The organism is Mesorhizobium sp. BH1-1-4 (assembly GCF_020165665.1).
GTDB lineage: Bacteria > Pseudomonadota > Alphaproteobacteria > Rhizobiales > Rhizobiaceae > Mesorhizobium.
Genome location: NZ_JAIUIN010000002.1, coordinates 504,133 through 523,335, shown reverse-complemented (window position 1 = coordinate 523,335; position 19,203 = coordinate 504,133). Strand labels below are relative to the sequence as shown.

Sequence of the window (19,203 nt, the reverse complement as noted above, 5' to 3'; positions counted from 1 at the left end):
GCTTCCTCGACAAGACGCTGGCCGTCTCGGAGACGCCGGCGGCGATGGCAGGGGTCATTCGGCTTCGCCGACCACCTCGTCCCAGCTTTTCACCCTGGTCTGGCCGTCGAGGAACGGCAGGGCGGCGGCCGTCAGTTCCGGAGCGAAGAAGACGTCGTAGTGGGTGCGGTTGGGCAGGATGGCCAGGCGGTTCTGCGACAGGTTCTCGCGCATCCAGCCGGCATCTTTCAGCCCGCCGCCGAGCATCTGGTAGAACTTGATCTCGTGCTCGGGCTTGTACATGTCGCTGTCGCCATAGGCGAGCATGACCGGCATCTTCAGCTTGGGAACATCGGCGGAGAAATCGTAATCCTGGCGCATGAAATTGCCGAGCGCGTCGAGCAGTTTCGGGAACTCGTCGGGATGGGGCGCGACCGCGACGTAGGATTTGTACATCGGCGTGTCTTTCATGAACGGAGCGGCGGCGGCACTCACCTGAGCCTGCTGCGGGCGCATCTCGTCATAGAAGCCGTCGGCGGCATAGCCGGTCGAGACCAGGACCAGCCGGCGCACCGCCTCGGGATGCTGGACCGCCATGCGGAAAGCAACGCCGCCGCCCAGCGAATAGCCCATGACGTCGACCTTGTCGTAGCCGAGCGCCTTGACGATACCAGCCATGTCGTCGCCGATCGCCTCCAGGCTGAATGGCCGCTCACCCAGCGCGGTGCGGCCATGCCCCTGCAGGTCGATGCCGATGACGGTGCGGTTTTCGGTAAGCTTGGGCAGGATCGGCGCGAACATATCGATGGAGCCGAGGCCGCCATGCAGCAGAAGCAACGGCTCACCCTTGCCATAGACGGCGTAATAGTAATTCACGCCGTTGATCGGCAGCAGGCCGGACTTTTGCGGCTTCGGCAGCGTTTTCGTTTCGGTCGTCATGGCGTGGTTTGTCTCCTCTGCATTGATGGTGCCCGGGCAAGCGAGAAACGCCGCGACCGAAGCAAGAATGGCGAAAAACAGGGTTTTGGACATGTCGATCTCCTCCTGGCCAGCCGATGTCAGAGGGTCTTGGCGAGATCTTCGAGCTGGTCGGTGCACTGCCCCCAACCCGCGTCAAAACCCATCGCCTCGTGCTGTTCCCGATCGGCGACGCTCCAGTGCTGGACACGCGCGACGTAACGGGTCCTGCCCTCGCCTTCGTCCTCGAAGGTCAGTACGACTGTCATGAACGGTTTTTCCGATGGCACCCACGCCTTTGTATAGGCATCGGTAAGGACAATCTTCTCGCCGGGAATGACTTCCAGGAAAATGCCGGGGTTGGGGTACTCGTTGCCGTCCGGATCGGCCATGACGACAAGGGTCGATCCGCCGGTACGCACATCCATCTGGGCACGCGGTGTCGTCCACGGCTTTGGCGAGAACCATTGCGTGATCAGGTTCTGGTCGGTCCAGCAGCGATAGACGCTCTCGCGCGGCGCATCGATGATGCGTGCGAGAACCAGTTCGCGGTCGTCGGCGGGGGCGATGTCGAGCTTGGTGGCCACGGCGGTCTCCTTGGTTTGATCTGGCTTCCGCCCCAAGGACGAGCCCACGCAACGCAAACCGACACCGCCCGCGAAAAATTCTGGAAACGGAAGCTGGGAGAAACCGCGAACGGGGCCTGCGTCAGTGGCGCTTGGCTTGCACCAGATAGGCGTCGATCTCGGTCTCGCCGAGCCACTTTGCGGCTTCGAGCCGATGCAGGCCTTCAACGAGGATATGGCGCTTGCCATCGTGACGGACCTGGATCGGCGTCTTCAACCCGTTCTCCAATATGTCCTCGGCCAGATGCCGAACGGTCTCGGGGTGCAGTGTCTTCTTGCGCGCGGTGGGCACGTAGATGTCGTCGACCTTGACCTTTTGCACCCTGAGCATGCCGATCCTCGTGGCGGAACCGCCGCCGTCCTCTGAGATAGTCGGTTTGTGCAGCAGGGCCAAGGGCTCGGCTAACGAATGCTGGCATGATCGTTTCCATTTGACGCTTGGCGGGCGGATCGTCGAAATGGCGCCTCCGATGGGCCAGGGCTGCATGATCAATCTTCCGAGCGAATTTCCCGATTTCGGACTGACGGCGGAGCAGCGCCGCCATGCCGTGCGCGGCCACTATTACGAATGGCCAGGCATGGATGGGGAGCGCGGCGAGATCTGGTGCTACAGCGACCGGTTTTCATATCGCGCCGGCGAGACGGTGACGCTGCATGTCAGTTCGACCGCTCCGTCCTTCGGCATGACGATCGTCCGCGACGGCGGCACCTCGACGAAAGTGTTCGAGAAATCTGATATCGCATCGCGCTGGCAGGACAGTCCGGACCAGTGCTCGGCCGAAGGCTGCGGCTGGGGAGCCTCGTTCGAGTTCCGCGTGGGAAGCGACTGGACGTCCGGCGCCTATCGGATAACGCTGACCGCCGACGGATGCGACGGTGAGCCGATCCAAAGTCACCATATTTTCATCGTTTCGCCCGAGCCGGGCAGGAAGCCCGGCCGTTTGCTTCAGGTGGCGGCGACGGGCACCTGGCTTGCCTACAACACCTGGGGCGGCTCCAACCATTATCAGGGCATTACCGGGCCAGACCGCGACCAGTACTCGCCCATCGTATCGACACAGCGCCCCTGGTGCCGTGGCTTCGTCGTGTTGCCCGGCGATGCGCCGCGCGTGCCGTTGGAGGTCGCGGTGCCGCCGAAGACGGTGCCGCGCTATCCGCACATGGAATGGGCGCTCGCCACCGGCCATTCGAAAAAATACGCCTCGTCGGGCTGGGCGAGCTACGACAGCCACTTCTTCCGCTTTGCCGAACGCGCCGGCTACGAAGTCGACCTCGCCAGCCAGCACGACCTGCATTTCTCGCCTGAGATTCTCGACGGCTACGACTGCGCGGTCTTCGTCGGCCATGACGAATACTGGACCTGGGAAATGCGCGACGCCGTCGACGACTATGTCGAGCGCGGCGGCCACGCGGCGCGCTTCGCCGGCAATTTCATGTGGCAGACGCGGTTGGAGGACGAGGGCCGCCGGCAGGTCTGCTACAAATATCGTGCCCGCGCCGAAGACCCGGTCTATCGGGCGGGCGACGTGAGGCGCGCCACCAATTCCTGGGAAGCGCCGGAGATCGGCCGGCCGGGGTCGGCCACCTTCGGGCTCAACGCCACACGCGGCGTCTATGCAGGCTGGGGCGGCTGCGCGCCGCGCGGCGTGCGCGGCTTTCCGGTCTATCGGCCCGAGCACTGGGCTTTTGCCGGAACCGGCATCTACTATGGCGACCTGCTCGGCGCCGACAGCCATATCTACGGTTACGAGGTCGATGGGCTCGATTTCGAGATCCGTGGCGGCCTGCCCTACCCTACGTCTGGCAGCGGCGCGCCCGACGGGCTGCAAGTTCTCGCCGTCGGCATGGCCTCCCAGGTCGAGGAAAGCGCCGACATCCCGATCGAGGACCAGTTCCTCACCGACGAGGATGGCCGCTTCACCGCCGAGACGCTGTTCGGCGACGCAAGCGACGCCAATCTCGAAAAGGTCAAGCGCGGCAATGGCATGATCGTCAATTTCCCGCGCGGCAAAGGCGAGGTGTTCCACGCCGGAAGCTGCGAATGGGTCGCCGGCCTGCTAAGACAAGACCCGATGGTCGAACGGGTTACCCAGAATGTCCTCGATCGCTATCTCGGAAAGTTCTGACATGCCGAAAGTCCAGACCGCCCCTCATGACGCCGACAGCCGGCGCCAATCGCATCTTTTCTACCTCTCAAGCCTGCGCCGGCCGCTGATCGATCGCGCCGAAGGCATCTACATGTGGACACAGGACGGCCGCCGTTTCATCGACGGGTCGAGCGGCCCGATGGTCGCCAATATCGGCCATTCCAACCGCAATGTGCTCGACGCCATGAAACGGCAGATGGACCGCGCCACCTTCGCCTACCGGCTGCATTTCGAGAACGAACCGGCGGAAGAACTGGCGCGAGAACTTGCCGGCAAGCTGCCGGAAGGCATGGACCGCATCTTCTTCGTCTCCGGCGGCTCGGAGGCGACGGAATCCTGCATCAAGCTGGCCCGGCAATGGGCCGTCGCCACCGGCCAGGCCAGCCGTTGGAAGGTCATCACCCGCTTTCCCTCCTATCATGGCGGCACGCTGGGTTCGCTTTCGATCACCGGCGACGATGCGCTCGCCGAGAGTTTCACGCCGATGATGCGGGTGATGCCGACCGTGCCGGCACCGACCGCCTGGCGCGACCGCGACAATCTCTCGATGGAGCAGCGCGGCGTCCGTTATGCCGACATGCTGGAGGAAAAGATCCTCGCCGAAGGTCCCGAAAGCGTCGTCGCCTTCATCATGGAGCCGATCGGCGGCGCGGCAACCGCCGCGCTGGTGGCGCCCGACAGCTATTACGCGCGCATCCGCGAGATCTGCGACCGCTACGGCATCCTTTTGATCCATGACGAAGTGATGAGCGGCGCCGGCCGCACCGGAAAATTCCTCGGTGGCGACCACTGGAACTGCAAGCCGGACATCGTCGCGCTGTCGAAAGGGCTGGGATCGGGCTACGCGCCGCTTGGCGCGCTGGCAGCACCGATGCGGCTGGTCGAGCCGCTGCTTGCTTCCGGCGGCTTCCAGCATGGCCACACCTATGCCGGCAATCCGCTTGCCTGCGCCGCCGGCCTGGCGGTGCTCGGCGAAATGGACCGGCTCGACCTGATCGCCAATGCGGCCGCCATGGGCGACGTGCTGATGGACGGGCTGAAGGCACTTGCGAAACGGTTTCCGTTCATCGCCGACGTGCGCGGCAAGGGTTTGCTCACCGGCGCCGAGATGGTTGCCGATCCGGATACGCTAAAGCCCATTGACCAGCCCAAGAAAGCGACGCAACGCCTGCTCGACCTCGCCTATGAGCGCGGGCTCATCATCTATGGCCGCAGGGTCAAGGGCGGCGTCGACGGCGACAATTTCATGGTGGCGCCGCCGATGATCGTCACCAGCGAGCAGGTCGGCGAGATCATCTCCATCATCGGCGACTCGCTCGAAGTCCTGGCCGGCGAATTAGACCTGCCGATCGAAGGCCGGGGGTAAAAAATGGCGCCGCGAAAAGTCATCATCACCTGCGCCGTCACTGGTTCGGTGCACACGCCATCCATGTCGTCCTATCTGCCGGTGACGCCGGACCAGATCGCGGCCGACGCGATCGCGGCGGCCGAAGCCGGCGCCTCGATCCTGCATCTTCATGCACGCGACCCCAGGGATGGCCGCCCGACCGCCGATCCCGAAGTGTTCATGCAATTCCTGCCGCGCATCAAGCAGGCAACCGACGCGGTGATCAACATCACCACCGGCGGCTCCTCTTTGATGACGCTCAACCAGCGGCTGGCGGCACCACTCAGGGCGGAGCCGGAAATGTGCTCGCTCAACATGGGCTCGATGAATTTCGCGCTCTTCCCAATGCTCGACAAGCCTAGGGAATGGCAACACGAATGGGAACCGAAGCTGCTCGAAGCCACGCGCGACACCATCTTCAAGAACACCTTCGCCGACATGGAAGGCGTGATCGAGCGGCTGGGCAAGGGTTGCGGCACGCGCTTCGAATTCGAATGCTACGATGTCGGCCACCTCTATTCGCTGGCGCATTTCCGCGACCGGGGGCTGGTGTCAGGCCCCCTGTTCATCCAGTTCGTGCTGGGTATCCTGGGCGGCATCGGCGCCGACCCGGACAATCTCATCCACATGAAGCGCATCGCCGACAAATTGTTCGGCGACAGCTATCAGTTCTCGGTGCTCGCCGCCGGGCGCAACCAGATGCCGCTGATCTCGATCGCCGCCGCGATGGGCGGCAATGTCCGTGTCGGGCTGGAGGACAGCCTCTACGATGGCCGCCAATTGGCGAAATCCAACGCCGATCAGGTGCGCCGCATCCGTGGCATTCTCGACGGGCTGTCGCTGGAGGTTGCCACACCGGCGGAAGCGCGCGACATGCTGGCGCTCAAGGGTGGCGACCGGGTGGCTTTCTGAGGCAAGACCGTGACCAATCCAGCCTCCAATGATGTCCTCCTCCGCCCCGGCACCATCGATGACGTCGAAACCATCCACGCCGCGATCCTGAAGCTGGGCAGCCATATCGGCGCGCCCGAGGAGATCATCTCGACGGCGGACGATCTCCGCCGCTACGGCTTTGGCGAAAAGCCCGCCTTCTCGACCCTGGTCGCCGAAGTCGGTGGCGAATTCGCCGGACTTTGCCTGCATTTCCCGATCTTCTCGACCTGGATGGGGCGGCCCGGCGTCTATGTGCAGGATCTGTATGTCGAAGACCGGTTTCGCGGCCGCAAGATCGGCGAACGCCTGTTGCGGCGCGTGGCCGCGGAGTGCCGCAGGGATGGCGGCGTGTATCTGAGGCTGTCCGTCGACACCGACAATGAGGGCGCCAAGGCTTTTTACGAGAGGTTGGGCATTGCCTGGTCGAGCTACGAGCAGACGCAGAAAATCATCGGCGAGGCCTTTTTCGCCTTCGCCGATGCACCGGAAAATGGGGAGCCGCAATGAAAGCCTTTTATGCGCAGGAGCAGAAGCGCCACGATCCCAAGGCGTTTCTGTCCAGCGGCGCCGCGCAACCCAATCCTGAAAAACCGGAACGCGTCGAGCGATTGTTAGCCGGCGCAATATCTGCCGGTTGCGTCGTCGAAAAGCCCCAAAATCATGGACTTGGCCCAGTTGCCGCCGTGCACACGCCCGAATATCTCGACTTCCTCGAACACATTTTCGAGCGCTGGCAGCGCATCGATGGCGCTTCCGCCGAGGTCATCCCCAACATCCACCCGATCGCGCGCGGCGGTTCCTATCCGGCCTCGGCTGTCGGTCAGGCCGGCTACCACATGGCCGATACGGCGTGCCCGATCTCCGGCGAAACATGGCAAAGCGCGCTGTGGAGCGCCTGGAGCGCCGTCGAGGCAGCGGAGACGGTGATGGCGGGCGCTTCCGCCGCCTATGCGCTGTGCCGCCCGCCCGGCCACCACGCCTTCGCCGACGTCGCCGGCGGCTTCTGCTTCATCAACAATTCGGCCGTCGCGACGCAAGTGCTGCGTAAACAGGCGGCGCGCGTGGCGATCCTCGATGTCGACCTGCATCACGGCAACGGCACGCAAGGCATTTTCTACGCCCGATCCGATGTGCTGACCGTCTCGCTGCATGCCGATCCGGTTCGCTTCTATCCGTTCTTCTGGGGCCATGCCGACGAGCGTGGCGAAGGCCCCGGCCTTGGCTACAATTTCAACCTGCCACTGCCGCGCAAATCCGCCGACGCGGCGTTTCTGGAAGCGCTTGGCGTGGCGTTCCAGCGCATCCGCGCCTTCTCGCCCGATGCGCTGGTCGTGGCGCTCGGCCTCGACGCTTTCGAAGGCGATCCGTTCGGCGGGCTTTCGGTGACGACGCCGGGTTTCTCGCGCATCGGCGAAGCTATTGCCGGGCTCGGCCTGCCGACGGTCATCGTCCAGGAAGGCGGCTATCTCTGCGACGAACTCGGCGACAATCTCACCGCCTTCCTCACCGGTTTTGGCGGCAAGGCACGGTGAGCGTTCAAGCCCGCGTCAGGATCGTTGCTGCCTGAGCATGGCGATCGCCCGGTGCACGCTTTCCAGCGTCTCGTCGATCTCGGCCGCCGTGTTGTAATGCGCGATACCGATGCGCACGACGCCTTGCTCGGCCGGAATGCCGAGCTGGTGGACGATCTCCCAGGCATAGTTGTGGCCCGACCACAGGAAGATGTTTTCGGCGTTCATCTGCCGCACGATCGTCTCCGGCACGATGCCGTCCACGGTGAAGGAGACCGTCGGCACACGATCGCCGAGCCGTTTCGGATCGGTAATGCCATGGATCGTCAGGCCTGAAATGTCGGAGAGGCCATCGATCAGCCTTTGCGCCAGCGGGTTTTCGTAGGCGATGGAGACTTCGAACGCCTTGGCGATCCTGCGCCGTCTCGGCCCGCCCTCGCCGGCCGAGGCACCGATGTCGGCAAAATAGCCGACCGCCGCCGTGAGCCCGGCCATCAACTCGATCTGCGGCGTGCCGAGTTCGAACCGCTCAGGCAGGCCGTTCGAGGAACAGCGGCATTTATAGGCTTTCAGAACCTCAATGACATCGCCGCGCCCCCACAAAATGCCCATATGCGGACCGAAGAATTTGTAGGCCGAGCAGATCAGGAAATCGCAGCCGAGCTCCTGCACGTCGATCAGGCCATGCGGCGCGAATTGCACGGCATCGACATAGACCAGCGCGCCGGCCTTTTTTGCCAGGTGAGTCAACGACTTGACCCGATTGATCGAGCCGGTGAGATTGCTGGCGTAGTTCAGCGCCACCAGCCGTGTCTTGCTGGACAACAGACCCGCCAGGGTCACCTCCTCGACCTGCCAGCTCTTTTCGTCGAATGGCAGCCAGCGCACGACGAGGCCGAGATCCTCGGCCAGTTGCAGCCAGGGCGACACATTGCCCTCATGATCCATGCGGGTGAGGATGATCTCGTCGCCCGGCTTCAGCGTGCGGCCGAGCGTGCGCGACATGTGATAGGTCAGCGTCGTCATGTTGGCGCCGATGATGATTTCCTGGGGGCTTGCCGCGCCGAGGAAATCGGCCATCGCCTGGTGCGCCTCGTCGACGACAGCTTGCGCTGCGATCGTCGTTTCAAAATAGCCGCCGAGATTGGCGTTGGTCGTCAGAAGGCAGCGCGACACGGCATCGGCCACGGCCTGCGGCACCTGCGTGCCGGCGGGGTTGTCGAGATAGATACGCCGGCGTCCTTTGTCGGTCAGCGAGAGAGCGGGGAATTTTCCACGCACGGCCTCGATCGAAAAATCCACCATTGTCTCCACCCCTTTGCTGCTGTTCGACAATTCCGCTTCCCGGCCCGGTCACGGGCAGGGATTGCCGACCCTCTGGTGAATGGCATCCACTGCCTTTTGCATCTCTTCGGTCCAGACGACATCCACCGAGGACAGCGCCATTTCCAGCTGCGACACGGTTGTCGCGCCGACGATGTTGGAGGTCACGAAGGGCCGGCTCGAGACATAGGCATTGGCAAACAGCGCCGGCTCCAGGCCGAAAGAGCGCGCCAGCTCATTGTATTCGCGCAGCACTTCGGCGGCATTGGGCGTCTCATAACGCTGACCGCGGTTGAACAACTGCGAGCGCGAGCCCTGCGGGCGGGCGCCGTGATCGTACTTGCCGGTCAGATAACCCTGCGCCAGCGGAGAATAGGCAAGCAGCGATACCCCTTCGCGCTCGCAAACCTCGGCCAGGTTCACCTCGAAGGTGCGGTTGACGAGATTGTAGGCGTTCTGGATCGACGCAACGCGGGGACCGATGCCCTTGTCCGCTTCGGCGAGGTAACGCATCGTGCCCCAGGAACTCTCGTTGGAGAGACCGAAATGGCGGATCTTTCCCGCCTTCACCAATTCATCGAATACCGCAAGCGTCTCGGCGATCGGCGTCTCGGCCGCCGGAGCGCCGACAGAATCGGCACGACGCGCTACCGCCCCGACGCGCGTCGGGTTGGCGCCCCAGGGGATGTCCCGCTCCGGCCAATGAATTTGATAAAGGTCGAGATAGTCGGTGCCGAGCTTGGCCAGCGACTTGTCGATGGCGTCAAGGATATCGGCCCGCACCAATTGCGAGGGCCGGTCGCCGCGAAACCAGCGGTTGGCGGTGCGGCCGACGACCTTGGAGGCAAGGATGACCTTGTCGCGATTGCCATTGGCCTTCATCCAGCTGCCGATGATCTTTTCGGTTCGCCCCTGCGTCTCCTCCTTGGGCGGGATCGGATAGAGTTCGGCGGTGTCGATGAAATTGACGCCACGCGAGAAGGCCAGGTCCATCTGGACATGACCCTCGGCCTCGGTGTTCTGCTGGCCCCAGGTCATCGAACCAAGGCAAATCTGGGTGACAAGGAGATCGGTCCGACCGAGACGGCGTTTGTGCATGGAATTCTGCTCCGGAGGAAAGCATGCGCGGCTGCGCGGGGAGGAAATGGCATCTTATAGGAAAAGCGGGGACGCTCTCCAAGCCTCGCCTGGCCGACTTTTGCGTGAGCCGACGCGATTAGCGGCGTGCGGCGGCCACGGCCCGGCGCTTGGCCTCGTCGATCAGCATGTTGGCAACCTGCATGCGGATCATCGCGCGCTGGCGCAGATGCGGGGCAACGCGGTCTGGATGGTTGGTGAAAGCAAAGCTGCGCCGCATGCGACCGAAATCTGCAACGCTCTTGGAGGGATCCAGCCCCAGTTCGACCGCGATCGATTCAGGATCGATCGGCGGCAATTTTTCTTCCGGCTTCGGCTCTTCGCCGGCCAGGGCCAGCTTTGCATGGTCGAGCAAGGCGGCGAACTCGGCCGCCAGATCGGAGCCTGCTTCGCGATAATCGGCGGCGGACACCTTGATGCGGCCCGAATGGAGTTCGTCGGCGACCGAGAGATAATCGAACGGAATGGATGGGCGCGCGCCGGTCTCTTCGCCCTCAATGCCGTCGCCCTTGTCGGAGGCGACGAAAAGGTCGTCGAGCAGCGAGGCGAAATCCCGCTTGGCGCCGGTAACGATATCAGCCTCCCCGTGCTCGGACTGTCCAAGGCCTGAACATAGAACCGGCTCGTTAAAAATAAATGCCACCGGTCTTGAGAATTTGCCCGTTGCAGAGTGTCGCTGGCCGAGCCGCGGGCAAAAGCCGGACTGCATTTTCATGCAGTCCGGAAATTCGCCAGGAGTGGCGAGGAAAAACTGGCCATGAGCCAGCATCGAAGCCTACGATTGGCGCGGCGCAAGAGTTTCACGGGGCCGCAAAAAAATTCTATGAAAATCATACGAGCATGGCAGGCATGCAAATGCTGCACTGCACAATTGTCACGACTCGCCTATATTGTCCGACGTGGAGGATCAACCAGGAGCCTGAATCATGGGTTTCTTCACGGAAATGTTCGCCCGGCCCCGCCCGCAGGAACATCAGAAATACCGCGCCGCCCTTGCGCTGCTTCATTCGATGAGCAATGCCGAGCGCGCCGACATCGGCATCAAGCCCGCCGATTTCCCGCGTATCGCCCGCGAAATGTCCATCCGCTAAGATGCATTACACGAGATGCCCCGGATCGATCCGGGACATCTCGAACTCATGCCTCAACGCGATCCCAGGAAGGTCGCCTTGCCCAGCGGCACGCCATTGTGGCGAAGGATGTCGTAGGCGGTGGTGAGGTGGAAATAGAAGTTGGGCATGGCCACATGCAGCAGGTACTGCATGCCGCCCAATGTGGTTTCCCGGCCTCCCAGCTTCAACTCGATCATCCTGTCGTCCGACCCATCCATATCGGCGACCGAAAAAGTCGCCAGAAGGGCGACGGTCTTGGCGATCCTCGCTTCGAGGTCGGCAAAGCTTGCCTCATTGTCCTCGTATTTCGGCACTTCGCGGCCGGCCAGCCGAGAGGGCGCGCCCTTGGCATGGTCGGTCGCGATCTGCACTTGCCGGGTCAAGGCGAACATGTCGGGCGCAAGCCGCGCCGTCAAAAACACCTGCGGGTCGATCTTGCGGTCAAGGGCATTCTGTTCTGCTGCCGCAAGCACACTGGAAAGTGCTTTCAACCTGGCTGAAAAAACGGGCACGGATGCCTCATACATCGATATTGTCACGTCAAATCTCCTGTCCGGCCGAACGCCGGCGGACAGGAGGTGTGCCTTCAAACACGATTCTTCAAGCGTCACCGACGCCGCGTCACCACGTCGCCGCAATCGCCGTGGTAGAATCTTCGTTATCGAGCGGAGATACCCGATGAGACGCGCCCTTCTCGCAGCGACTGCCCTTCTCTCCCTGGCCAGCCGAGCGGCATTGGCCGCCGATACGCCCGAAGCGCCCTATGTCGATGATCGCTCTAGCGCCGAGGCGGTCGTGCGATCGCTCTACAGCGCCATCAACCGGCACGAATTCGCCCGCGCCTGGGGCTACTACGGAGATACAAAGCCGGCAAAGGATTTCGATGCGTTCGTCAAAGGCTATGACGGAACCGATAGGGTGGAGGTCAAGACCGGCGCTGTCTCGGACGATGGCGCGGCGGGCAGCATCTATTACAACGTCCCGGTCGCCATCCAGGCAACCGACAAGCAAGGCGAGGCGAAGGTTTTCGCCGGCTGCTACACGCTGCGCCAGGTGAATGCGCAGAACCAGGCAGCGCCGCCTTTCGATCCGATCCACATCGAAAAAGGCGCGCTGAAACCTTCCACCGCGGATTTCGACGAGGCGTTGCCGCCAAGCTGCGGCGACGGTCCGCCGCCGCCGAAGAAGGATACCGCGCTGGAGCAGGCCAAGAAGGTTTTTCTGGCGACCTATGGCGACCAGTGCGACAAGGACCGTCTGGCCAATGAGCCGGAGGTCTTTTCGATCAAATACAAGGATAAAAATGCCCAGCCAGGCGATCCGGACAGGGAAACCCGCCTGTTCCATTTCGCCTGCTCGGCCGCCGCCTACAATGAAAGCTCGGTCTACTATATGACCGATGAGGTGGACGGTGTCAGGCAATTGCAGTTCGCCGAGCCGGAGACAGACATACGATACGAGAACAACGACAGCAACGGCAAGCTGTTGAGCGTGACGGTGATCGGCTTCCAGACCACGGGTTGGGCCACCAATTCAGACTATGACCCCAACGCCCACACCATCACCACGTTCAACAAATGGCGCGGTATCGGCGATGCCTCGGACTCCGGGACATATCTCTTCCGCAACGGCGATTTTTCGCTGGTCCAGTACGATGTCGACGCGTCTTATGACGGCGAGGAAAATCCGCAGACGATTGTCGACTACAACACCGCGCCATAGAGCGTTCACATGTCGGCTTTTAAGGCGCTTTCGACAGCATCCAGTTGAGCGTGCCGCGCCAGTCGACCATGCGGATCGGCGTGCCGTGGGTGCCGGTTTCGAAGCGGACGAAGCGGGTCGGATAGGTCTTTGATTTGGCAAGGATGGAGCGGAAGAACGCTTCCTGGTTGGCCACGGGAAAGACCACGTCATGGCTGCCTTGGCCGAAAAACACCGGCACGCGACGCTTGAAGGCGGGACTGGCAAGAAAGCTTTCGTCCCATAGCGATCCAAGCAGCAGCAACCCGTTGATGCGCCGACCCGTGTCGTTGAGTGCGGCAAGCTTCCAGCACAGCGCCCCACCCATCGAGCCGCAGGCGACGAAGATTTTCGCGCCCGGGGACTGTTGCCCATAGTGATCGATCAGTGCCGCGACCTGTGCGGCACCCTTGTCGCCGAAATCCGGAAAATCCGGAGAGATATAGAGCCCGCCATTGCCGGCCATCAGGTTCTTGAGCCGGTTGAAATTGCCACCGAAGGTGAAGTCGTCGACGCCTTGCTTGCGGCTGCCGCCCTGACCGTGCAGATAGAGCACGATGACGGCGGCGCCTTGCGTCTTGCCGACCGCGACATGCCTGACATCGCCGGCATCCGTCTTCAGCATCAGATCCTGCTGCACCTTGCGCACGCCGGTGTCGGTGTACTGGGCGCGCACGCGCTTTTCCGGCACCTCGTCACGCTGGTTGATGTCGCGCATCTCCCGGTAGTCGAGGACGGTGTAGGCGCCGTTGCTGTCGGACGAGAGCGTCGCCGGATAGGCGAAAAGATCATCCTTGAAGGATTTTAGTTCGAGCGCATTGGCATGGACGGCAACGCTAAGAGCAAACGTCGCAACCAGAAAGGCATGAGAAGCGGAAAGAGCACGAAAAGCCATTCCCGAGCCATGCGGAATGCAGGCCGGCTTTGTCAATCCTGCAGCACGCCGCCGGCGTCTTCGAGCGCTTCGCGGGTGTCGACGTCGACGGAGGCGCCCTCGCCGATCTCGACATCGACGACGTCGAGCCCCTCGGCCTCGACCAGATGGCGCGCGCCGGTATCGCCTTCGAGATGGGCGACGGCCGAAAACAACGAACGCGGCAGGAGCACCGGATTGCCGCGCCTGCCTTCATGCGAGGCGCGAACGACGCAATTGCCGCCGGCCGCGCGGAACGCATCGATCAGCCGGTCGAGGTCGCCGGGCGCCACGCCCGGCATGTCGCCAAGGACGATCATTGCACCGGCGACGTCTTGGGGCAGACAGGCAATACCGGCCTTGAGCGACGTGGACAGGCCGTCGGCAAAGTCGGGATTGTCGGCGAAGGTGACTTCGAGGCCAGACAATGCCGCGCGCACCCGCTCGCGCTGATGGCCGGTGACGACGATCGTGCCCGAGGCCTTCGAAGCGAGCGTCCGTTCGGCGGTGCGGCGCACCAGCGGCTGGCCGTCGAACAGCGCCATCAGCTTGTTCGGCCCACCCATGCGGCTCGACCGGCCTGCGGCCAGAAGCACGATGGCGACCTTGAGCCGATTTTTGACAGGCAGCGGCTCACGCGGCTGCGGCCGTGTCGGAATTTCCATCAGCAGGCCGCCGACACCCATGCCGGCGATGTCGCCCGCCGTGACGTCGAGGCCGGCAACCAGCCGGTCGAGCACCCAGTCGAAGCCGTTCTCCTTGGGGCTGCGGGCGCAGCCAGGCGCGCCGATGACGCGCTTGCCGCCGAGCGTGCCCAGCACCAGCAGATTGCCGGGATCGACCGGCATGCCGGCGCGGACAACGATCCCCCCGGCCCGCTCGATCGCCGCCGGAACGACATCGGCGAAATCGCTCATGGCTGAAGCGCCGAAGATCACCACCATGTCGTTGTCGTGCGCGAGTGCGATGGCCGCCTCGGCGACAGGGGCGATCTCATGCGGCGTGCGGCGCTCCGCCGTCAGCCTGCCGCCCGAGCGCGCCAGCCGGGCTTCGGTGACGCGTAGCGTCTTGTCGAGCACGGTTGGTTTGGTACCCGGCAGCACCGTCTGGATGACGCCGACACGCAGCGGCCGATAGGGGTTGACGGCAAAGACCTCGCCGCCGGCGCAGATCTTCATCACGGCGTCGACCAGCGACGAGGCGACCGCGAAAGGGATGATCTTCACCGTCGCCACCATCTGACCCTTTTCGGCCGGCGCATGCTGGGCCAGAGTCGCAACGGTGATAGCGGGATCGACGGCATTGATGGCGTCGATGACAGCGGCATTGACCGTGAAGATGCCGGCCGCCTTGGCGTGGAGATTGACCCGACCGGTGGCGGCGGGCCTCGCTTCGATGCCGCCAAAAATCATGCTCTGCGCAATTCTTTGCGCCGCTGCGTCCTCGCCGAGATCGTTTGGGGCCAGCACGGCGGCGACAACCTGGGTGATCCCCGCCTTCTTGAGCATGGAAACGTCTTCGGCGCTCAACCTGTGCGCCTTACGGAACCGCTTTTCGCCGGCGATGGTGGCATGGGCAAGCACCGCCCCCTCGGCCGCCTCTATCGGGATCGGACCGAATTTCACGCCGCCGCGCCCTTCGCATCCAGACCGCGCGAGCGGAAGGCAAGGATGGTCTGCGCGAGAATGGCGACGGCGATCTCGGCCGGGCTTGCCGCCCCGATATCGAGCCCGATCGGCGCATGGATACGCGCGATCCGGTCGGCGCTCGCGCCCAGCGCCAGCAGGCGCTCGACGCGCTTGGCATGCGTCTTGCGGCTGCCAAGCGCCCCGACATAGAAGCAATTGGCGTCGAGTGCCGCCTTCAGCGCGAAATCATCGATCTTCGGATCGTGGGTGACGGCGGCGAGCGCGGTGTAAGCGTCGAGCGGCTGGCGGTTCAATACGTCTTCCGGCCATTCGGCATGCAAGGCGACATCCGGGAAACGGTCCGATGTGGCAAAGGCGGTGCGCGGATCGATGATCTCCAGGGGATAGCCTGATATCCGGGCCATCGGCGCCAGAGCCTGGCTGATGTGGACGGCGCCGATCACCACCAGGCGCGGCCGCGGCAGATGCGCGTTGAGAAAGAAAGTCCGCCCTTCTGCCTCGACGGAACCGGAATTGCCGGAGCGAAACGCCTTGGCGATCGCCGCTCCAAGATCGCCGGCGACCTGATCGCCCTCGCGCACGATGCGATCGCGACCGTCACCAAGATCGGTGACGAGGATCGCCGCGCGGCGGGCGCGTCGTTCGGCGTTGAGGGTTTTCAGCGCATAGGGATCCATTGGAAAATCAGCCTAATCTTTCCACATACACCTTGATGCGGCCGCCACAGGACAGGCCGACCTGCCAAGCGGTCTCGTCGGCTACACCGAACTCCAGCATCCTCGCCTCGCCGGAGCCGATGACGTCGACCGCCTCGGTCACGACAGCGCCCTCGACGCAGCCACCCGAAACCGAACCGTGGAAATTGCCATCGGCATCGATCACGAGATGGCTGCCAACCGGGCGCGGCGCCGAACCCCAGGTCTCGACCACGGTCGCGATAGCGACATCCTTGCCCTCCTTCATCCAGGCTTCCGCGATGATCAGAGGATCGCGGGCCTCATCGAGATAAAGACTGTCGCTCATCGTTGCTTCTCTCAGGGTCTGTTTATCCAGGGCGCCGGGAAAACATATGGCTATGCGGCGCGCCTCGCGCCAGCATCCATCCACCGGCGCGGATCGACCGAAAGCGCCGATTTCTTGTCCAGCGAGGCGCAGAGATCGGCGAGCGCGTCGAGATTGTGCACCGAACGGAATTCGTCGACATGCGGCAGCATCGCCTTGACGCCCCGGGCGCGCGCCTGAAAACCGTCGAAACGCAGCAATGGGTTCAGCCAGATCAGCCGTCGGCAGGATTTGTGCAGCCGCTCCATCTCCTCCGACAAGCCCACAACATCGTCGCGCTCAAGCCCGTCGGTGATCAGAAGCGCCACCGCGCCCTGCCCCAGCACGCGCCGCGACCAGACAAGGTTGAACTCGGCCAACGCATCGCCGATGCGCGTGCCGCCCGACCAATCCTTGACCGCCGCCGAGCAATCGGCAAGCGCTGCATCGGGATCACGGTGGCGCATCTGCCGGGTCAGGTTGGTCAGCCGCGTGCCGAAGACGAAGGTATGCACGCGCCGGCGCTTTTCCGTCAGGGCATGCAGGAAATGCAGGAAGATGCGCGTGTACTGGCTCATCGAACCGGAAATGTCGGCCAGCACCACCAATGGCGGGTGGACTTCGCGGACCGAGCGGAATTTCGGCAGGATCAATTCGCCGCCGGTACGCGCCGCCGCGCGCATCATGGCGCGCGGATCGATGCGGCGGCCATGCGCATCGGCCTTGAAGCGCCTGGTCCGCACCATGTCCACAGGCAGCCGCAACGCCGCGATCGCCTTCCTGGCATCGGCCATTTCGGCTGCGTTCATCTGCGCGAAATCCTTGCCCCGCAACAGTTCGTTGCCGGAGAAAGTGAAGCGGGCGTCGACCTCGATCTCCGGGATTTCCTGCGTCGGCCGGTTTTTCTGATGACCTTCGAACATCGCCTGGCCGACGCGGTTCTCAGCCGCGCGCGGCTTCTGTTTTTCCCTGGTGTCGGGCGCCACCGGCGAGAACATCGCCAGCAGTTTCTCGATTAGTTCGCGCGATTTCCAGAACAGCCTGAAAGCTTCGTCGAAGACGGCATGATCCTCCTGCCGCGAAACCAGCACGGCGTGCAGGGTCCAGTAGAAATCGTCGCGCGAGCCGATGCCGGCGACGAGCACCGCCTCGATCGCATCCTTGACCGACGCCGGCCCGACCCGCATACCGGCCTTGCGCAAGGTGCGGGCGAAATAGACGATGTTGTCGGCGATCCGGCCGTCCGCCGTCGCCTCTCTGGGGTCGGGACGCGGCGCTTTCATTCGGGCTACTCCGCCGCCGCGAGCTCGGCCTTGACCTCATCGAGGATGCGCCGGCCCTCGCCCGTGCCGATGCGGGCAATGTCGTCCTGGTATTTCAGCAATACGCCGATCGTGTCGGACACGGTCTCCGGATCGAGCGCCACCTTGTCGAGTTCGGTCAGCGCGCCGGCCCAGTCGATGGTCTCGGCGACGCCCGGTACCTTGAACAGCTCGATCTGGCGCAGCTTCTGGATGAAGGAGACCACCTCGGCCGAAAGCCGCTGGTTGGCCCGAGGCACCTTGCGGCGCACGATCTCCAGCTCGCGTTGCGCATTGGGATAGTCGACCCAGTGATAGAGGCAGCGCCGCTTCAGCGCGTCGTGGATCTCGCGCGTGCGGTTGGTGGTGATGATGACGATCGGCGATTCTTCCGCCTTGATGGTGCCGAGTTCAGGCACCGTCACCTGGAAGTCGGAGAGGATTTCGAGCAGGAAGGCCTCGAAGGCTTCGTCGGTGCGGTCGAGCTCGTCGATCAGGAAAACCGGGGCCGCACCCGCCTTGCCGGTCAGCGCATCGAGCACCGGCCGGCGGATCAAGTACTTTTCGGAGAACACATTGCGCTCCATGGCGGACCGGTCGACCTTGCCGGCGGCCTCCTCCATGCGGATTTCGATCATCTGCGCGGCGTAATTCCACTCATAGACGGCCGAAGAGACATCGAGCCCTTCATAGCACTGCAGGCGGATCAGCCGGCGGCCAAGCGCATGCGCCAACACCTTGGCGATCTCGGTCTTGCCGACGCCTGCCTCACCCTCGAGGAAAAGCGGCCGTTGCATGCGCAACGACAGGAAAAGCACCGTTGCCAGAGACCGGTCCGCGACATAGTCCGCGCCGGTCAGGAGATCGAGGGTCTCGTCGATCGTCCGCGGCACGGCGCGCGGTTTCAAGTCGCTCATTCCTTCTCCGTGGGTGCGGCTGCCCCACTTTCCAGGACGTGGTAGCCGCGCGCGTGATAGATCAGCGGCCGCAAATTATCGCCCATGCGCAAGCCTGTCACCTTGCCAAAAAGCACACGATGGGTGGCCAGGTCCTTGGTGTCGATCAGTTCGCAGTCGAACACGGCGAGCGCGCCCTTCAGGGTCGGCGCGCCGGTGGAAATCACGTCCCATTCGCCGAGCGCGAAGCGCTCTTCGACCGGCAGGCCGGTCATGCCGGAGAATCCAATCGACAGCGGCTCCTGGTGCGAAGCCAGCGTGTTCAGGGCAAATCTACCGTTCTTCACGAACAGCTCATTCTTGGCATTTTCACGATTGAGGCAGACCAGAATGGTCGGCGGCGTGTCCGATACCGAACAGGCCGCGATCACCGTCGTGCCACGTTTGCCGGCGGGGCCATCGGTGGTAACCACATGGACGTGACCGGCAAAATGGGCCATCGCGTCGCGATAGGCCTGCGGTCCGATATCGTTCTTCTTCAGCACTGGAAG

Annotated in this window: 21 protein-coding genes; 7 read left to right on the top strand and 14 right to left on the bottom strand. The window is 63.4% G+C overall.

Annotated features, from left to right (window positions below):
• Positions 1 to 54: 54 nt before the first annotated feature.
• The 3 genes from LB569_RS06130 to LB569_RS06120 all read right to left on the bottom strand — a co-directional run bounded on the left by LB569_RS06130 (position 55) and on the right by LB569_RS06120 (position 1,893).
• A complete protein-coding gene (locus tag LB569_RS06130) occupies positions 55 to 1,011 on the bottom strand; it encodes an alpha/beta fold hydrolase (RefSeq protein WP_224691473.1) in 957 nt (318 codons plus the stop codon).
• Positions 1,012 to 1,037: 26 nt separating this feature from the next.
• Positions 1,038 to 1,523 (bottom strand): SRPBCC family protein, encoded by a 486-nt coding sequence (locus LB569_RS06125; RefSeq protein ID WP_224691472.1) that lies wholly within the window; start codon positions 1,521 to 1,523, stop codon positions 1,038 to 1,040.
• A gap of 121 nt (positions 1,524 to 1,644) precedes the next feature.
• The gene (locus tag LB569_RS06120) at positions 1,645 to 1,893 is read right to left on the bottom strand and encodes a ParB N-terminal domain-containing protein (protein WP_140706673.1); all 249 of its coding nucleotides are present in this window, start codon (positions 1,891 to 1,893) and stop codon (positions 1,645 to 1,647) included.
• A gap of 154 nt (positions 1,894 to 2,047) precedes the next feature.
• On the opposite strand from LB569_RS06120, the gene LB569_RS06115 reads away from it, so the two are divergent.
• Genes LB569_RS06115 through LB569_RS06095 form a run of 5 tightly spaced genes read left to right on the top strand, consistent with a single transcriptional unit; the run spans position 2,048 to position 7,561 of the window.
• Positions 2,048 to 3,688, top strand: a complete 1,641-nt coding sequence (locus LB569_RS06115) for a N,N-dimethylformamidase beta subunit family domain-containing protein (protein ID WP_224691520.1) — start codon at positions 2,048 to 2,050, stop codon at positions 3,686 to 3,688.
• A 1-nt stretch (position 3,689) separates the two neighbouring features.
• Positions 3,690 to 5,075 carry an aspartate aminotransferase family protein gene (locus LB569_RS06110; RefSeq protein WP_224691471.1) on the top strand — a complete coding sequence of 462 codons (1,386 nt, stop codon included), beginning with the start codon at positions 3,690 to 3,692 and terminating at the stop codon, positions 5,073 to 5,075.
• A gap of 3 nt (positions 5,076 to 5,078) precedes the next feature.
• Positions 5,079 to 6,008, top strand: coding sequence for a 3-keto-5-aminohexanoate cleavage protein (locus LB569_RS06105; protein ID WP_224691470.1), 930 nt, complete (start codon positions 5,079 to 5,081; stop codon positions 6,006 to 6,008).
• A gap of 9 nt (positions 6,009 to 6,017) precedes the next feature.
• Entirely contained in the window at positions 6,018 to 6,536 is a 519-nt protein-coding gene (locus LB569_RS06100; RefSeq protein ID WP_224534426.1) for a GNAT family N-acetyltransferase, read from the top strand.
• Entirely contained in the window at positions 6,533 to 7,561 is a 1,029-nt protein-coding gene (locus tag LB569_RS06095) for a histone deacetylase family protein (RefSeq protein WP_224691469.1), read from the top strand. The genes LB569_RS06100 and LB569_RS06095 overlap by 4 nt, the downstream gene beginning before the upstream one ends.
• Positions 7,562 to 7,576: 15 nt before the next feature.
• On the opposite strand, the gene LB569_RS06090 is transcribed toward LB569_RS06095, so the two are convergent.
• From LB569_RS06090 to LB569_RS06080, 3 genes are all read right to left on the bottom strand, one after another.
• Entirely contained in the window at positions 7,577 to 8,845 is a 1,269-nt protein-coding gene (locus LB569_RS06090; RefSeq protein WP_224691468.1) for a cysteine desulfurase-like protein, read from the bottom strand.
• A 48-nt stretch (positions 8,846 to 8,893) separates the two neighbouring features.
• Positions 8,894 to 9,961, bottom strand: a complete 1,068-nt coding sequence (locus LB569_RS06085) for an aldo/keto reductase (RefSeq protein WP_224691467.1) — start codon at positions 9,959 to 9,961, stop codon at positions 8,894 to 8,896.
• Positions 9,962 to 10,079: 118 nt separating this feature from the next.
• Entirely contained in the window at positions 10,080 to 10,541 is a 462-nt protein-coding gene (locus tag LB569_RS06080; RefSeq protein ID WP_224691519.1) for a hypothetical protein, read from the bottom strand.
• A gap of 385 nt (positions 10,542 to 10,926) precedes the next feature.
• On the opposite strand from LB569_RS06080, the gene LB569_RS06075 reads away from it, so the two are divergent.
• The gene (locus LB569_RS06075; RefSeq protein ID WP_140706685.1) at positions 10,927 to 11,091 is read left to right on the top strand and encodes a hypothetical protein; all 165 of its coding nucleotides are present in this window, start codon (positions 10,927 to 10,929) and stop codon (positions 11,089 to 11,091) included.
• 53 nt (positions 11,092 to 11,144) lie between these two features.
• On the opposite strand, the gene LB569_RS06070 is transcribed toward LB569_RS06075, so the two are convergent.
• Positions 11,145 to 11,651 carry a DUF1993 family protein gene (locus LB569_RS06070; protein ID WP_224691466.1) on the bottom strand — a complete coding sequence of 169 codons (507 nt, stop codon included), beginning with the start codon at positions 11,649 to 11,651 and terminating at the stop codon, positions 11,145 to 11,147.
• Positions 11,652 to 11,790: 139 nt separating this feature from the next.
• Between LB569_RS06070 and LB569_RS06065 the strand changes: the two genes are divergently transcribed.
• Positions 11,791 to 12,834, top strand: a complete 1,044-nt coding sequence (locus LB569_RS06065; protein ID WP_224691465.1) for a DUF1176 domain-containing protein — start codon at positions 11,791 to 11,793, stop codon at positions 12,832 to 12,834.
• 19 nt (positions 12,835 to 12,853) lie between these two features.
• Here the strand turns inward: LB569_RS06065 and LB569_RS06060 are convergent, their stop codons facing one another.
• From LB569_RS06060 to LB569_RS06030, 7 genes are read right to left on the bottom strand one after another with little or no spacing between them, the layout of a single operon-like run.
• On the bottom strand, positions 12,854 to 13,747 hold the full coding sequence (locus LB569_RS06060; RefSeq protein WP_224691464.1) for an alpha/beta hydrolase family protein: 894 nt from the start codon (positions 13,745 to 13,747) through the stop codon (positions 12,854 to 12,856).
• Between the two features lie 32 nt (positions 13,748 to 13,779).
• Positions 13,780 to 15,390, bottom strand: a complete 1,611-nt coding sequence (locus LB569_RS06055; protein ID WP_224691463.1) for an NTP transferase domain-containing protein — start codon at positions 15,388 to 15,390, stop codon at positions 13,780 to 13,782.
• Positions 15,387 to 16,091, bottom strand: coding sequence for an XdhC family protein (locus LB569_RS06050; protein WP_140706693.1), 705 nt, complete (start codon positions 16,089 to 16,091; stop codon positions 15,387 to 15,389). Before LB569_RS06050 ends, LB569_RS06055 begins: the two co-directional genes overlap by 4 nt.
• A gap of 7 nt (positions 16,092 to 16,098) precedes the next feature.
• A complete protein-coding gene (locus LB569_RS06045) occupies positions 16,099 to 16,437 on the bottom strand; it encodes an XdhC family protein (RefSeq protein ID WP_140706695.1) in 339 nt (112 codons plus the stop codon).
• Positions 16,438 to 16,487: 50 nt separating this feature from the next.
• Entirely contained in the window at positions 16,488 to 17,738 is a 1,251-nt protein-coding gene (locus LB569_RS06040) for a vWA domain-containing protein (protein ID WP_224691462.1), read from the bottom strand.
• A gap of 5 nt (positions 17,739 to 17,743) precedes the next feature.
• Positions 17,744 to 18,673, bottom strand: a complete 930-nt coding sequence (locus LB569_RS06035; protein WP_224691461.1) for an AAA family ATPase — start codon at positions 18,671 to 18,673, stop codon at positions 17,744 to 17,746.
• Entirely contained in the window at positions 18,670 to 19,197 is a 528-nt protein-coding gene (locus tag LB569_RS06030) for a flavin reductase (RefSeq protein ID WP_140706701.1), read from the bottom strand. The genes LB569_RS06035 and LB569_RS06030 overlap by 4 nt, the downstream gene beginning before the upstream one ends.
• Positions 19,198 to 19,203 lie beyond the last annotated feature (6 nt).